Here is a 13,209-nt window from a genome sequence, read left to right on the forward strand (position 1 = left end):
AAACAGAAACGACGGCAGCCTTCAGGCCACCGTCTTAAAGCATGATCGCAAAAGGTGGGAACTGCTTTTCCCGAATAGGATCATGCGATTTCGGAAAGAAGCTGGGCAGGCTCCCGATACTCCTCGTCATGGCCGTCCCCGGACTTGATCCGGGGATCAGCCCGGCCATCCACGTCTTCAGGAGCCGCAGCGCCAGTAAGACGTGGATCCCCGGCACAAGGCCGGGGATGACGAAGAGGGTCCGCACGATGCGGCCGTGAGAGCCCTGGGCGATTCCGAGGCGTCATGCAACGGCGTCGAGGCGGATGTTCTTCACCGCCGGCTCGTGGCCCTCGTCCAGGCGCTCGCCCGCATAGACGCGGCCGAAGCGGTTGGCCAGGAAGGTGTCGAGGTCGATCTCTTCCTGGCGGACGAAACCCTGTTTCGGAAGCTTGCCCGCAACCAGCAGGTCGAGCATGGCGCAGATACCGGCAGCCGTTGTCACCTGGATCGCGGTGCGCTGGGTGCCTGCGATCTTCTGGCCGTAAATGCTGCGGGCATAGGTCTCCTGAACGTAGCGGCCATCACGCTCGCCGGTCACGGTCACGAAGACGATGACCATGTCCTGCATGGTGGCGGGAACGGCGTTCTCCAGGATGTCCTTCAGGACCTCGCGGCGGTTGCGCAGCTGCAGGTCGTTGAGGAGGACGCGCATCAGGGCGCAGTGGCCCGGATAGCGGATCGTCTTGTAATTGAGGTTGCGCACCTTGCCTTCGAGCGTCTCGCAGAGCGTGCCGAGGCCGCCCGAGGTGTTGAAGGCCTCATAGCGCGTGCCGTCGAGGGAGAACTCTTCCAGCTCTTCCATGGCCGGAACTTCACGCAGCTTTCCGTCGACCACCGCTTCGCAGCGCTCGATATACTCGTTGATGACGCCGTCCGTGCTCCAGGTGAGGTTGTAGGACAGGGCGTTCGAGGGGTACTGAGGCAGCGCGCCGACGCGCAGGCGCACCGTGTCGAGCTTGTCGAAGTGGCTCGCGATGTCGTGCGCCACGATGGAGATGAAGCCCGGGGCAAGGCCGCATTGCGGAATGAAGGCGGTGGTGGCGCCCTCCGACAGCTCCTTCACCATGCGGGTGGTGGCGACGTCTTCCGTGAGGTCGAAATAGTTCACGTCGGCAAGGCGCGCAGCCTGGGCCACATGGCCGGTCAGGTGATAGGGCGCGGCGCTGAGCACGGCGTAATGGCCCTTGAGGGCGTTCTGCAGAGCCACCGCGTCGCTGAAGTCGAGCTGGACCGTCTTGATACCGTTCTTGGCCACGGCCTTGAGGGCTTCCGCGGAGGCGTCAGCCACGGTCACGGTGTAGTCGCCGGTCTCGTTGAGCATGTCGACAATGGTCGAGCCGATCTTGCCGGCGCCGATGACGAGGATGGATTTCATGATGTTCGAACCTCCCTGGTGATCAGGGGAGAGAACAGCAAAGCCTTGCAAAGCGCCATAGACAAGCCGACGGAAAGCCGAGTAGTTATCGGCATATTGCCGTTAAGACTGGTCAAAGTGATGCTCGACGCCACAGATCGTGCCCTGATCGCTCTCTTGAGGGAGAATGCCCGCATCGGCCATGCGGAAGCCGCCCGCCGCTTAAAACTCTCCCGCACCACCGTACAGGCGCGGGTAGAGAGCCTGGAGCGACGCGGAGTGATCGTCGGATATACATTAAGGCTTGCGGAAGAGATCAGCCGCCGCATGGTGCGCGCGCATGTCACCATCGTCGTTGCGCCGAAAGCGTCCGCCGCTGTTGCCACGGCGCTGCAGCGTATGCCAGAGTTGCGCGCGCTTCATTCCGTTGCCGGTGTCTTCGACCTTCTGGCGGTGGTAGAGGCAGAAGACGTTCCCACCCTCGATGCCGCCATCGACAAGATCGGTGCGTTGGAAGGCGTAGAGCGCACGCAATCCTCCATCATCCTCTCAACGAAATTCGAACGATGACCACTTCCGCCTCAAGCATTGCCGATGTCGTGATTGTGGGTGGCGCCGTCATGGGCTCCTCCACCGCTTACCACCTCCTGGCCGATTCCGGTTTCAAGGGGCGCGTCGTCGTCATCGAGAAGGATCCGACCTATCAGCTGTCGGCGTCCGCCTTGTCGGCGGCTTCGATCCGTCAGCAATATTCGAGCGCGGTGAACATCCGCATCTCCCTTTATGGAATCCACTTCCTGCGCAACATCGCCGATTACCTCACGGTCGATGGCGACAAGCCGGAGATCGGCCTGAAGGAGGGCGGCTATCTCTATTGTGCGTCCGAGGCAGGCGAGCAGATCCTCCGCGAGAACCAGGCGCTGCAGGCCGCGGAAGGCGCGGACATTCTCTTCCTGAAGCCGGACGAGCTGAAAAGCCGTTTCCCCTGGCTCAACGTGGAGGATCTCGCGGCCGGCACCTGGGGCCGCTCGGGCGAGGGCTGGTTCGACGGCTGGGGACTCCTGCAGGCTTTCCGCAAGAAGGCGCGTTCGCTCGGTGCCGAATATGTGAAGGGCGAAGTCGCGGAAGTGGAGCGCGAGGGCCACCGCGTCGTCGCCGTGCGCTTGAAGGACGGCATGCGCATCGCCTGCGGCACGCTCATCAACTGCGCAGGCTCAGGTGGTGCTGCGCTCGCGGCGATGGCCGGCATCACGATTCCGGTACGGGCGAAGCGCCGCTACGTGTTCACCTTCTCGTGCAAGGAGCCGGTGGAGAACCTGCCGCTGCTCATCGACACCTCCGGCGCTTACGTGCGCCCGGAAGGCGAGGGCCACTTCATCTGCGGTGCGTCGCCGGAAGCGGATGTGGATCCCGATTGGTTCGACGAGGATCCCGCAAGCCAGGAGATCGACTTTTCCTTCTTCGAGGAATTCATCTGGCCCTCGCTCGCGCACCGCATTCCCGCCTTCGAGGCCATCAAGCCCGGTCGCGCCTGGTCGGGTCCCTACGACATGAGCCTGCTCGATCACAACGCCATCATCGGCAAGACGAACGAGATCGAGAACTTCTATCTCTGCAACGGCTTCTCGGGCCACGGCCTGCAGCAGGCTCCCGCTGTCGGCAGGGGCCTGTCGGAGCTCATTGTCCACGGCGGCTATCGTACGCTCGATCTCTCAGAGCTCGGCTATGAGCGCGTCCTGGCGAACCGTCCGCTCCTCGAGCGCAACGTGATCTGAGGGCGTCTGACGAAACTGTCTTGAGCCTCATCCTGAGGAGGATTGCGCAAGCAATCCGTCTCGAAGGATAAGGCGTCTCCAGTGCTTTCTGGACCCTCCTTCGAGACGCCTGCTGCGCAGGCTCCTCAGGATGAGGAGGTAGAAGCTCTAAACCCCGCCCTCATCGAACGTGCGATAGGCCCAGATCCGGCCGCCGCGGTTCATGTGCCGCTGCATCAGGCCGGGCTGATCCGGTGACGGCTGGGAGGCGACGGCGAGTTCGTTCACGCCCTCCCGGTCCGCCCTTTCGTCACTGCGGCGCGCGCCCGTTCCCGTCGTGGTCTGTGCGCCTGCGTTCGGCTGGCCGGTCTCGCCCGTGCGCAGATCGGCGGTGCCGAGATCGTCCGAACCCTCCGCCATCAGGCCCATGCCGGGAAGCGAGCCCGTATTGGTCTGGCCCGCCTGAGTGCCGCCGGTAATGCCCGCGGCCAGAGGCGCGCCCGGGTCGGCGCCACGCGCTTCTCCGGCCTTCAGCCATTCCCGGCTGCTGCTGTCGAGATCCACGGGGTCGAACATCTCCAGCACCCGCGCGGCTTCTTCCATGTCATTGCGATCGACCCGGGCTGCGATCATCGTGCAGCCGTTGTGCAGCCCCTGCTCGAAGACGCGCAGGTCCTCATGCGGCAGGTTCAGGTCGCGAAGGGCCTCGAGGGAATCGTCCCGGGCGGACAGGGCGCGGAAACCGGAAATCGAGGAAATCTCGCGGGCGTCCTCGGTGCCCACCGCCACGATCCGGTGTTGGGCAATTCCCATTTCCAGGAGCGCCTGAAGCGCCTGGCGGGCCTGGGCGGGGTCCCTGAAAAGGGCTGTGATCATCTGGGGCATGTGCTGCTTCCCTATGGATACTCTCTCAACGAAAAGCGCTTCCGGCCTGTTCCCATCCCCAGTTGTTAAGTCTTTTCAATGAAAAGGGCTTCCATTTTGAAGCCGGCTATGATTGTCATGGATGTGTCATTAAAACGTCATCCAGCTTTCGCGCGAGGATGGTGAACGACAATAACATCCCCGAGGGGATGGTATGGGAGAGATGAATATGATGAAGAAGTCCCTTCTCGGCGCCTTGGCCTTCGGTCTCGCGACGAGCACTTCCGCTTTTGCTCAGACGGAAATCCAGTGGTGGCACGCCATGACGGGCGCCAACAATGAGGTCGTTAACCGTCTCGCCGAAGAGTTCAACAACTCGCAGAAAGACTACAAGGTCGTCGTCAGCTACAAGGGTCAGTACGCCGACACCCTGAACGCCGGTATCGCCGCGTTCCGCGCGGGCAACGCTCCGCACATCCTGCAGGTCTTCGAAGTCGGCACCGCGACCATGATGGGCGCGAAGGGCGCGATCAAGCCGGTCTACCAGATGATGGCGGAAGCCGGCGAGAAGTTCGATCCGAAGTCCTATCTGCCTGCGATCACCGGTTACTACTCGACCGCCAAGGGCGAGATGCTCTCCTTCCCCTTCAACTCCTCTTCGATGGTCATGTGGATCAACAAGGACGAGCTGAAGAAGGCCGGTGTGAACGAGATTCCGAAGACCTGGCCCGACGTGTTCGCCGCTGCCAAGAAGCTCAAGGCTGCCGGCCACGACACCTGCGGCTTCTCGAACGCCTGGGCTTCGTGGGCCAATATCGAGCAGTTCTCGGCCTGGCACAACCTGCCGATGGCCACCAAGGCCAACGGCCTCGATGGTTTCGATACGGAGATGAAGTTCAACTCTCCGACGCACGTGAAGCACCTGCAGAACCTCGTCGACCTGCAGAAGGACAAGACCTACGACTATTCGGGCCGCGACTCGAAGAGCGAAGGCCGCTTCACCTCCGGCGAATGCGCGATCTTCCTCACCTCCTCGGGCTTCTACGGCAACGTGAAGGCCAACGCGAAGTTCGACTTCACTTCCGTGCCGATGCCGTATTATCCGGACGTCCAGGGCGCTCCGCAGAACTCCATCATCGGCGGCGCTTCGCTGTGGGTCATGGGCGGCAAGTCGGCCAACGAGTACAAGGGCGTTGCCAAGTTCTTCGCCTTCCTGTCGGACACCGACCGTCAGGCGAAACTGCACCAGGAATCGGGTTATCTGCCGATCACGAAGGCTGCCTACGAGAAGACCAAGGCTTCGGGCTTCTATGAGAAGAACCCGGTCCTTGAGACGCCTCTGAAGGAGCTGACCAACAAGGAGCCGACCGAGAACTCCCGCGGTCTGCGCTTCGGCAACATGGTCCAAATCCGCGACGTGATCTCCGAGGAGATCGAGGCGGCTCTCGCCGGTCAGAAGCCTGCCAAGGACGCTCTGGACGCCGCGGTTTCCCGCAGCAACCAGATCCTGCGTCAGTTCGAGCGCACCGTTCGCTAAGCCCGACTGACTCAAAAGACTTTTCATCCCGGGCAGCCGAAAGCTTCCCGGGATGATCTTATAGATAACCTCGCAGACCGGTTGATGCCGTCCTCTGCACCATCACCGGACAACCGTAAGCGCGATGGAAAAACGAGCTCATTTCTCAGGGTGGATGCTGCCTCTGCTGCTGATCCTTCCGCAGATGGCGATCACCATCATTTTCTTCTACCTGCCGGCCTCGCAGGCCATCTGGCAATCCTTCCTGCGGGAAGATGCCTTCGGTCTCGCTTCCGAGTTCGTCGGCTTTGAAAACTATGTCGCAGTGTTCGAGCAGCCCGAATATTACCGGGCGATGGTCACGACCGTGATCTTCTCGACGCTGGTGGCCTTCTTCTCGCTCTCCGTCGCTCTTCTTCTCGCCACGCAGGCCGACAAGAACCTGCGTGGTGGACATGCCTTCAAGACGTTGCTGATCTGGCCCTATGCGGTGGCTCCGGCCATCGCGGGCGTGTTGTGGATCTTCATGTTCCATCCGACGCTCGGCACTCTGGCGCGCCCGATCCGCGCGGTCGGCATCGACTGGAATCCGATGCTCAACGGCAATCATGCCATGATCCTGCTGGTGCTCTCCGCCACCTGGAAGCATATCAGCTACAACTTCCTCTTCTTCCTCGCAGGCTTGCAGGCGATCCCGAAGAGCGTGATCGAGGCAGGTGCCATCGACGGCGCCGGTCCCTTGCGTCGTTTCTGGACGATCATCTTTCCGCTTCTGTCGCCCACCACCTTCTTCCTTCTTGTCGTCACGGTCGTCTACGTGTTCTTCGAGACGTTCGGCATCATCGATGCCGTGACGGGCGGCGGCCCGGCCGGTCAGACCACGACCCTGGTCTATAAGGTTTATGCGGATGGCCGCCTTGGCGGCGATCTCGGCGGTTCGGCCGCGCAATCGGTGATCCTCATGGTCATCGTGATCGCGCTCACGGCCATCCAGTTCCGCTATGTCGAACGCAAGGTGCAGTACTGATGGTCGAGAATCGTCCCTTTAGAGACTTCATGGCCTATCTGACGCTCGTCGTCGGCGTCGTCGTCGTGGCCTTTCCGGTCTATCTCGCGATCATGGCCTCGACCTTCGACGCCGCCACCATCATCAACGGCAACATGCCGCTGATTCCGGGCGATCAGGCGGCCGAGAACTACACCCGCACGCTTTTCTATGGCGGTAAGGCAGCCCGCGAGCCCGTGATGGACATGATGATCAACTCGATGATCATGGCGATGGGCATTGCGCTCGGTAAGATCCTGATCTCGATCCTGTCGGCCTATGCGGTGGTCTATTTCAAGTTCCCGTTCCGCAAGACGGCCTTCTGGATCATCTTCATCACGCTGATGCTGCCTGTCGAAGTGCGCATCTACCCGACCTACAAGATCGTCGCCGACTTGGGATTGCTAGATACCTATACGGGTCTCGTCCTGCCGCTGATCGCATCCGCGACCGGCACGCTCCTCTTCCGTCAGTTCTTCATGACGGTTCCTGATGAGCTTCTGGAAGCTTCCAAGATCGACGGCGCGGGCGCGTTCCGCTTTTTCAAGGACACGCTCCTTCCCCTCTCCATGACGACGGTCGCGGCGCTCTTCGTGATCCAGTTCATCTACGGGTGGAATCAGTATCTCTGGCCGTTGCTGATCACGACCAAGAGCTCGATGCAGACCATCGTCATCGGCATCAAGAAGATGATCACGACCACGGACGCGCTCACCGAATGGCAGATCGCGATGACCACGGCCGTGCTCGCGATGGTGCCGCCCGTGCTGGTCGTCATCTTCATGCAGCGGCTCTTCGTGAAGGGTCTCGTCGAAACGGAAAAGTGACGCGCGACTTTCGCGCGTCGCCCTTCGTGCCGCGGCGGGAGGGGCTCACAAAGAATATCGGAATTTTCCAGCCTGGCGCTCTTCTCGAGCACCGGCTGACGTGAAAAGGAATGAACCAATGGCAGGGGTTACGCTCGATACCGTTCGAAAGATCTATGCGGGCAATGTGGAAGCTGTGAAAGGTGTATCGCTCGACATTGAGGACGGCTCCTTCTGCGTACTCGTCGGCCCGTCGGGCTGCGGCAAGTCCACCCTTCTTCGCATGATCGCGGGCCTGGAGACGATCTCCGGCGGCGACATCAGGATCGGCGACCGCGTCGTGAACCAAGTGGAGCCGGCCGATCGCGACATCGCGATGGTGTTCCAGAACTACGCGCTCTATCCGCACATGAGCGTCTACGACAACATGGCCTATGGCCTGCGCAATCGTAAGACGCCGAAGGACGAAATCGAGAAGCGCGTGAAGGAAGCCGCCCGCATCCTCGCCATCGAGCCGTTCCTCGACCGGAAGCCGCGCGCCCTCTCGGGCGGCCAGCGCCAGCGCGTCGCCATGGGCCGTGCCATCGTGCGCAAGCCGCAGGTCTTCCTCTTCGACGAGCCGCTCTCCAACCTCGACGCCAAGCTGCGCGTGCAGATGCGCGTGGAGATCAAGCGCCTGCAGAAGGCGCTCGGCGTGACCTCGATCTACGTGACGCACGATCAGGTCGAGGCCATGACGCTGTCCGACAAGCTCGTGGTGATGTCCGGCGGCCAGATCGAGCAGGTGGGTTCCCCCTCGGAGGTCTATCGCCGTCCCGAGACGCGCTTCGTCGCCACCTTCATCGGCTCCCCGCCCATGAACATCCTGCCGGGCCAAGTGGAGGGCCCCGGCCGCGTGTCGGTCGGGGGGCAGTCCATCGTCGTCACCGATATGCGCGAAGGCCTCGCTCCGGGTTCGGCCATCGAAGTGGGCCTGCGTCCCGAGGACGTGCAGGCGGGCGGCGCCGCCGGTTCCAGCAGCCTCAGCATGGATGTGGATTTTGTCGAGGAGCTTGGTGCGACCCAGCTCTTCCATGGCAAGGTCGCCGGCACGGAATTCGTGGTGCAGGCCTCCACAGGCCAGATTCCGGCGGAAACCCGCAAGCTGACCCTGTCCATCGACCCGGCGAACGTCCATCTTTTCGATCCGCAGACCACGAAGCGCCTGGGCCGGATCTGAGAAAGACAACACGATCGCAGAACAACGTCATGGCCGGGCTTGACCCGGCCATCCACGTCTTTGAAACCACTCTGCATCAGAGACGTGGATCCCCGGCACAAGGCCGGGGATGACGAGGATCTTGTTGAACGTCTCACCCGGTCAGCCCCAACCCGGTCCTCCCCCGCAAGGGAAGGGAGAAGCCTTGCCCTGTAACGGCTGTTGCGCGTTCAAGGCTGCCCCATTATCCCTTTAGGGAGAACATGAGGGATAGCGATGACGGTCAAGCTCGATGGAGCGACGCTCCAGATTCAGGATGTGGTGCGCGTGGCACGGCCCGATGCCCAGGGACGCTTTGCGCAAGCGGAGCTGACGCCCGAGGCGCGGGAGCGGATTGCGGCGACGAGGGCCTATATCGACCGCACCTGGATGCATGACGACGCGCCGCTCATGTATGCCTTCAACACCGGCGTCGGCCTGTTCAAGGATCAGCGCGTTCTGGTCGCCGACATGGCGGCCTATCAGCAGAAGACCGTGTATGCCCACGCCACCGGAATCGGCGAGCCTTTCGCGGAGGACGTCACGCGCGCCATGATGCTGCTGCGCGCCAATGCCTTCGCGTCGAACTATTCCGGCCCGCGCGTCGAGCTGGTCGAGCGTCTGCTCGCTTTCCTCAACGCAGGCTTGCACCCGGTCATTCCGCAAAAGGGTTCCGTTGGCGCTTCCGGCGATCTCGCGCCGCTCGCCCACATGGCCGGCGCCGTCTGCGGCTTCGAAGAGGCTCACATGGTCTATCAAGGCCGCGTGATGCCAGCGCGCGAGGCGATCCGCGCGGCAGGCTTCGAGCCCGATTTCGAGCTTGGTGCGAAGGATGCGTCCGCGCTCATCAACGGCTCCACGACATCGCTTGCGCTCGCCTCTCTCGCCACCAGCGATGCGCGCCGTATTCTGAAGCATGCAGACATTGCCATGTGCCTGTCGCTCGAAGCCATGCGCGGCGAGCTTGCGGCCTTCGATCCGCGCGTGCACAAGGCGCGTCCGCACCCTGGCCAGGCGCGCGTGGCGCGCAATCTGCTGCGCATTCTCGAAGACTCGAAGCGTTGTTCGCAAGCCGCACGCGACATCGTCTTCCCCGACGAGCCGCGCCAGCCCGGAACGCCCGCTGCTCCCCGTGTGCAGGATGTGTATTCCCTGCGTTGCACGCCGCAGGTTCACGGACCGGCCGTCGAGGCGGTGGAATATGTGGAGCGCATCGTCGGCACGGAGATGAACTCCGCCACAGACAACCCGCTCATCTTCGACGATGGCCAGGGCGGCTACGTGTCGATCTCCGGCGGTCACTTCCATGGGCAGTACATGGCGCAGGCCATGGATTTCCTCGGCATTGCCATGGCCGATCTCGGCGCCATTTCCGAGCGCCGCCTCGCGCGTCTCATCGATCCCACCATGTCCTACGGCCTGCCGCGCAATCTGCTGGCGGGCAAGCGCGGATTGAACACGGGCTTTGCGACCGTGCAATGTTCCATGTCGGCCCTGGTGATGGAAAACCGCGGTCTTGCCACGCCGGGCTCGGTGGATTCCATCCCCGGCAAGTCCAACGCGGAGGATCACGTCTCCAACTCCACCTGGTGCGGGCGCAAAGCGCGCATCATCATGGAGAACGTGGAACAGATCGTGGCCGGCGAATTGCTGATGGCGGCACAGGCCCTCACGCTCGTGGAGCCGCTCGCCAAGGATCATCCGCTGGGCAAAGGCTCGCGCGCCGCAATGGAAGCGATCCGCGCCGTCATCCCACCGGCATTGGACGGCGATCGCTGGTACGCGACCGAGATGCGCCAGGCGCTCGACCTCGTGCGCTCCGGCGCCGTTGTGGAGGCGGTCGAGAGTGCTGTTGGAGTCTTGGAATAGGAAAGGGCCCGGAATGATCCGAGCCCTTGCGATATCCGACGTTCCTGGATCAGCGGCAACGACGCACGTTGCGCACGATCACATTGCCGTTCGGGCGATAAACCCGCTCCTGGACGACGCGGCAGCGCCGATCCCTGAGCTGCCAGGCAGGTACGCCGCAGCGCCGGACGGTGCGATAGACGACGCGACCGTTCGGACGCACCGTGCGCACGCGGCGGGTGACGCAGGCCACGTTCTCGACAAGGGAGGGCGCTTCGATCTGCTGCGGACTGAAACGGGCCTGCGCTTCCGGGGCGGAGGCAAGAAGGCCGGCGCTGAAGACAACGGCGATGGCAGGGATGATGTACGCTCGCATGATCCTATCTTTCGTTGCAAAGGGACAAACGACAACTTCAATGTCTAAGCCATGGTTCCTGAAACAAGGATGAACCGCATGCAGCCGCGCGTTACCGTCAACCATGTCCGGTCTGCCGATGGACCCGAATTGGTCTCCGCCAATCTCGCAAGCCTCGCGCTGCATGGACCATGGGTATCGCCCTGCCGCGATCTCGCAAGTTTCCAGGGCTATCTCTCCCGCTGCGATGGAGACAGGTCCATGGGATTCATCGCGCGCGAGCGCGCAAGCAACAGGATCGTCGGCGTGATCAACCTGAGCGAGATCGTGCGCGGCTTCTTCCTGAATGCCTATATGGGCTATTACGCCGTTGCGGGCATGAATGGACGCGGCCTGATGAGCGAGGCTGTCGGCCTCGTGGTGACCCATGCCTTCAACGAACTCGGGCTCCATCGCCTGGAAGCCAACATCCAACCCGGCAACGAGCCGTCACGCGCGCTCGTGAAGCGTCTCGGCTTCCGGCAGGAGGGCTACTCGCCGCGTTATCTCAAGATCGATGGCGAATGGCGCGATCACGAGCGTTGGGCCATCCTCTCCGAGGATTGGCGCGGCTAAAATGGATCAGCAGCGAGCTTCTTCTGCAGGAAGAATCGGCTCGAGCCTTTCGGAAAATCCTTGAGTTCGCCGAAGCGCTCGTACCCAAGCCGCTCGTAGAGAGCGAGAGCCTCGGAATTGAGCGTGTCGAGCCACGCGGAATGGCAACCGCGCTCGACGGCCTCTTCCTCCGCCATGGCGATCAGGTTGCGCGCGATCCCTTGCTTGCGCAGGCTCTCCGGCACGAAGATCAACTCGATCGTCAACCATTCCCAACTGGTGTGAGCCCATAAGCCGCCGACGATGGTCTTGGAGTCGACGGCGCGGATGACCACGGCCAGATCCTCCGTCTTCAGATCCGGCATGAAAGCGTTGCGATTGAAGTCGGTGAGGCCGTTGCGAATGATCTGGCGGACGATGGAGTGCGGCTTCGGGAGAAGCTCGAGATGGAAGTTCAAGCAACGATCCTTTTGACGGCCTGCAACAGGACGCGGGCCGCCGTGTCCGCATCCTCGACCGTGATCGATTCGGCCGGGTTATGGCTGATACCGCCCTTGCACCGCACGAACAGCATGGCGGCAGGGCACAGATTGGCGATGGCCACCGCATCGTGCCCCGCGCCTGAGGCAAGGCGCATCGGCTCGATCATTGAGCTTTTCACGGCTTCCTCCAACTGCGCCATGAGATCCTCGTCCATGGGTGTCGCAGGCGATTCCATGAAGGGTTCGATCGTGAAGGAGACGCCGCGCCGCTGAGCGGCGGCTTCGCACTCGGTGAGGATGTCCTGCACCATGGCATGGCGCACCGCATCGTCGGGCGCGCGGGCATCGAGCGTGAAATCGACGCGTGCCGGAATGACGTTGATCGCACCGGGCTGAACCTGGGCCACGCCCACGGTCGCGACCGTGTCGCTACGCTTGGAGCTTGCGCGCTCCACGATGCCGATCATCTCGGCAACGGCCGCCAGCGCATCGCGGCGCATAGTCATCGGCACCGTGCCCGCGTGTCCGGCCTCGCCGATCACGGAGGCGCGGGCGCGAGTAATGCCGTTGATGGCAGAGACGATGCCGACGGGAAGGTTGCGCGCCTCGAGCTGCGGGCCCTGTTCGATATGCACCTCGAGATAGCCACGATAACGCGCCGGGTCCCGCGCCAGGGCTGCAATGCCGAGAGGGTCGCCGCCGAATTCGAGCAGCGCGTCGCGCAAGCTGATGCCATCCGCATCCTTGCCGTCGAGCCAGGCAGGATCGTAGCGTCCTGCAAGCGCATAGGACGTGGAGAGATTGGTGGGAAAGCGGACATTCTCCTCGTCCCCGAAGGCCACGACTTCGATGGGGCAGGAGGGTGTGATGCCTTCGGCCTTCAGGGCTTCGGCCACGACGATGCCGAGCACGACGCCGAGATTGCCGTCATAGCGGCCGGCATCCACGACAGTGTCGATATGGGAGCCGATGAGGAGGGCAGGGGCTTCGGGATCGGCGCCCTCCAGGCGGCCCACCACGGAACCGAGCGCGTCGATATGGGCCTTGAGCCCGGCTTCGCGCATGAAGTCCAGCGTCGTATCGGCTGCGGCGCGATGGGCCGGCGAGAGGTAGAGGCGCGTCAGGCACCCATACTCGTCCGTATGCTGGGCCAGATCCTCAATCATCGCCATCACGCGGCGGCCGAGGGTGAGATCGTCTTGGTTTGTCATAGGGACAGAGTTTCAGGAACGGGCCTGCTCCGCAAGAGGCGGGCAGGTTGAAGTCGCCCCGAGCATGAGCTGAAAGTCTCTGCCTTCACGCTGAGAGCCTG

The 13,209-nt window shown here is 62.6% G+C and carries 13 protein-coding genes; 8 read left to right on the plus strand and 5 right to left on the minus strand.

Annotation, left to right across the window (positions count from 1 at the left end; all coding sequences use genetic code 11):
* Window positions 1-283: 283 nt before the first annotated feature.
* Window positions 284-1,417, minus strand: coding sequence for a saccharopine dehydrogenase family protein (locus tag ACUXUR_RS09555; protein WP_445502111.1), 1,134 nt, complete (start codon window positions 1,415-1,417; stop codon window positions 284-286).
* Between the two features lie 120 nt (window positions 1,418-1,537).
* On the opposite strand from ACUXUR_RS09555, the gene ACUXUR_RS09560 reads away from it, so the two are divergent.
* Together ACUXUR_RS09560 and ACUXUR_RS09565 are read left to right on the plus strand one after the other, a co-directional pair.
* Window positions 1,538-1,966 carry an Lrp/AsnC family transcriptional regulator gene (locus ACUXUR_RS09560; RefSeq protein WP_445502168.1) on the plus strand — a complete coding sequence of 143 codons (429 nt, stop codon included), beginning with the start codon at window positions 1,538-1,540 and terminating at the stop codon, window positions 1,964-1,966.
* Entirely contained in the window at window positions 1,963-3,171 is a 1,209-nt protein-coding gene (locus ACUXUR_RS09565) for an NAD(P)/FAD-dependent oxidoreductase (protein ID WP_445502112.1), read from the plus strand. Before ACUXUR_RS09560 ends, ACUXUR_RS09565 begins: the two co-directional genes overlap by 4 nt.
* A 147-nt stretch (window positions 3,172-3,318) precedes the next feature.
* On the opposite strand, the gene ACUXUR_RS09570 is transcribed toward ACUXUR_RS09565, so the two are convergent.
* A complete protein-coding gene (locus tag ACUXUR_RS09570) occupies window positions 3,319-4,035 on the minus strand; it encodes a hypothetical protein (protein WP_445502113.1) in 717 nt (238 codons plus the stop codon).
* A gap of 208 nt (window positions 4,036-4,243) precedes the next feature.
* On the opposite strand from ACUXUR_RS09570, the gene ugpB reads away from it, so the two are divergent.
* The 5 genes from ugpB (at window position 4,244) to ACUXUR_RS09595 (ending at window position 10,487) form a co-directional block, all read left to right on the plus strand.
* The gene (gene ugpB, locus ACUXUR_RS09575) at window positions 4,244-5,551 is read left to right on the plus strand and encodes a sn-glycerol-3-phosphate ABC transporter substrate-binding protein UgpB (RefSeq protein ID WP_445502114.1); all 1,308 of its coding nucleotides are present in this window, start codon (window positions 4,244-4,246) and stop codon (window positions 5,549-5,551) included.
* A gap of 124 nt (window positions 5,552-5,675) precedes the next feature.
* Window positions 5,676-6,557 carry a sn-glycerol-3-phosphate ABC transporter permease UgpA gene (ugpA, locus tag ACUXUR_RS09580; protein ID WP_445502115.1) on the plus strand — a complete coding sequence of 294 codons (882 nt, stop codon included), beginning with the start codon at window positions 5,676-5,678 and terminating at the stop codon, window positions 6,555-6,557.
* Window positions 6,557-7,402: a sn-glycerol-3-phosphate ABC transporter permease UgpE gene (ugpE, locus tag ACUXUR_RS09585; protein ID WP_445502116.1), complete on the plus strand. Its 846-nt coding sequence runs from the start codon at window positions 6,557-6,559 to the stop codon at window positions 7,400-7,402. The genes ugpA and ugpE overlap by 1 nt, the downstream gene beginning before the upstream one ends.
* 118 nt (window positions 7,403-7,520) lie before the next feature.
* Window positions 7,521-8,600, plus strand: coding sequence for a sn-glycerol-3-phosphate import ATP-binding protein UgpC (locus tag ACUXUR_RS09590; protein WP_445502117.1), 1,080 nt, complete (start codon window positions 7,521-7,523; stop codon window positions 8,598-8,600).
* A 255-nt stretch (window positions 8,601-8,855) separates the two neighbouring features.
* Window positions 8,856-10,487 carry an HAL/PAL/TAL family ammonia-lyase gene (locus ACUXUR_RS09595; protein ID WP_445502118.1) on the plus strand — a complete coding sequence of 544 codons (1,632 nt, stop codon included), beginning with the start codon at window positions 8,856-8,858 and terminating at the stop codon, window positions 10,485-10,487.
* Between the two features lie 49 nt (window positions 10,488-10,536).
* On the opposite strand, the gene ACUXUR_RS09600 is transcribed toward ACUXUR_RS09595, so the two are convergent.
* Window positions 10,537-10,842 (minus strand): hypothetical protein, encoded by a 306-nt coding sequence (locus ACUXUR_RS09600; protein ID WP_445502119.1) that lies wholly within the window; start codon window positions 10,840-10,842, stop codon window positions 10,537-10,539.
* 78 nt (window positions 10,843-10,920) lie between these two features.
* On the opposite strand from ACUXUR_RS09600, the gene ACUXUR_RS09605 reads away from it, so the two are divergent.
* Complete coding sequence (locus tag ACUXUR_RS09605) at window positions 10,921-11,436, plus strand: GNAT family N-acetyltransferase (protein WP_445502120.1); 516 nt, start codon at window positions 10,921-10,923, stop codon at window positions 11,434-11,436.
* Here the strand turns inward: ACUXUR_RS09605 and ACUXUR_RS09610 are convergent.
* Window positions 11,433-11,873, minus strand: coding sequence for a GNAT family N-acetyltransferase (locus tag ACUXUR_RS09610; protein ID WP_445502121.1), 441 nt, complete (start codon window positions 11,871-11,873; stop codon window positions 11,433-11,435). The genes ACUXUR_RS09605 and ACUXUR_RS09610 overlap by 4 nt on opposite strands.
* Window positions 11,870-13,108 (minus strand): allantoate amidohydrolase, encoded by a 1,239-nt coding sequence (locus ACUXUR_RS09615; RefSeq protein ID WP_445502122.1) that lies wholly within the window; start codon window positions 13,106-13,108, stop codon window positions 11,870-11,872. The genes ACUXUR_RS09610 and ACUXUR_RS09615 overlap by 4 nt, the downstream gene beginning before the upstream one ends.
* Between the last annotated feature and the right edge of the window lie 101 nt (window positions 13,109-13,209).

This window comes from Microvirga medicaginis (assembly GCF_052658925.1).

Coding starts and splice junctions, on each gene's coding strand:
- ACUXUR_RS09555 (WP_445502111.1), bottom strand. CDS start 1,417: ATGAAATCCATCCTCGTCATCGGCGCCGGCAAGATCGGCTCGACCATT.
- ACUXUR_RS09560 (WP_445502168.1), top strand. CDS start 1,538: ATGCTCGACGCCACAGATCGTGCCCTGATCGCTCTCTTGAGGGAGAAT.
- ACUXUR_RS09565 (WP_445502112.1), top strand. CDS start 1,963: ATGACCACTTCCGCCTCAAGCATTGCCGATGTCGTGATTGTGGGTGGC.
- ACUXUR_RS09570 (WP_445502113.1), bottom strand. CDS start 4,035: ATGCCCCAGATGATCACAGCCCTTTTCAGGGACCCCGCCCAGGCCCGC.
- ugpB (WP_445502114.1), top strand. CDS start 4,244: ATGATGAAGAAGTCCCTTCTCGGCGCCTTGGCCTTCGGTCTCGCGACG.
- ugpA (WP_445502115.1), top strand. CDS start 5,676: ATGGAAAAACGAGCTCATTTCTCAGGGTGGATGCTGCCTCTGCTGCTG.
- ugpE (WP_445502116.1), top strand. CDS start 6,557: ATGGTCGAGAATCGTCCCTTTAGAGACTTCATGGCCTATCTGACGCTC.
- ACUXUR_RS09590 (WP_445502117.1), top strand. CDS start 7,521: ATGGCAGGGGTTACGCTCGATACCGTTCGAAAGATCTATGCGGGCAAT.
- ACUXUR_RS09595 (WP_445502118.1), top strand. CDS start 8,856: ATGACGGTCAAGCTCGATGGAGCGACGCTCCAGATTCAGGATGTGGTG.
- ACUXUR_RS09600 (WP_445502119.1), bottom strand. CDS start 10,842: ATGCGAGCGTACATCATCCCTGCCATCGCCGTTGTCTTCAGCGCCGGC.
- ACUXUR_RS09605 (WP_445502120.1), top strand. CDS start 10,921: ATGCAGCCGCGCGTTACCGTCAACCATGTCCGGTCTGCCGATGGACCC.
- ACUXUR_RS09615 (WP_445502122.1), bottom strand. CDS start 13,108: ATGACAAACCAAGACGATCTCACCCTCGGCCGCCGCGTGATGGCGATG.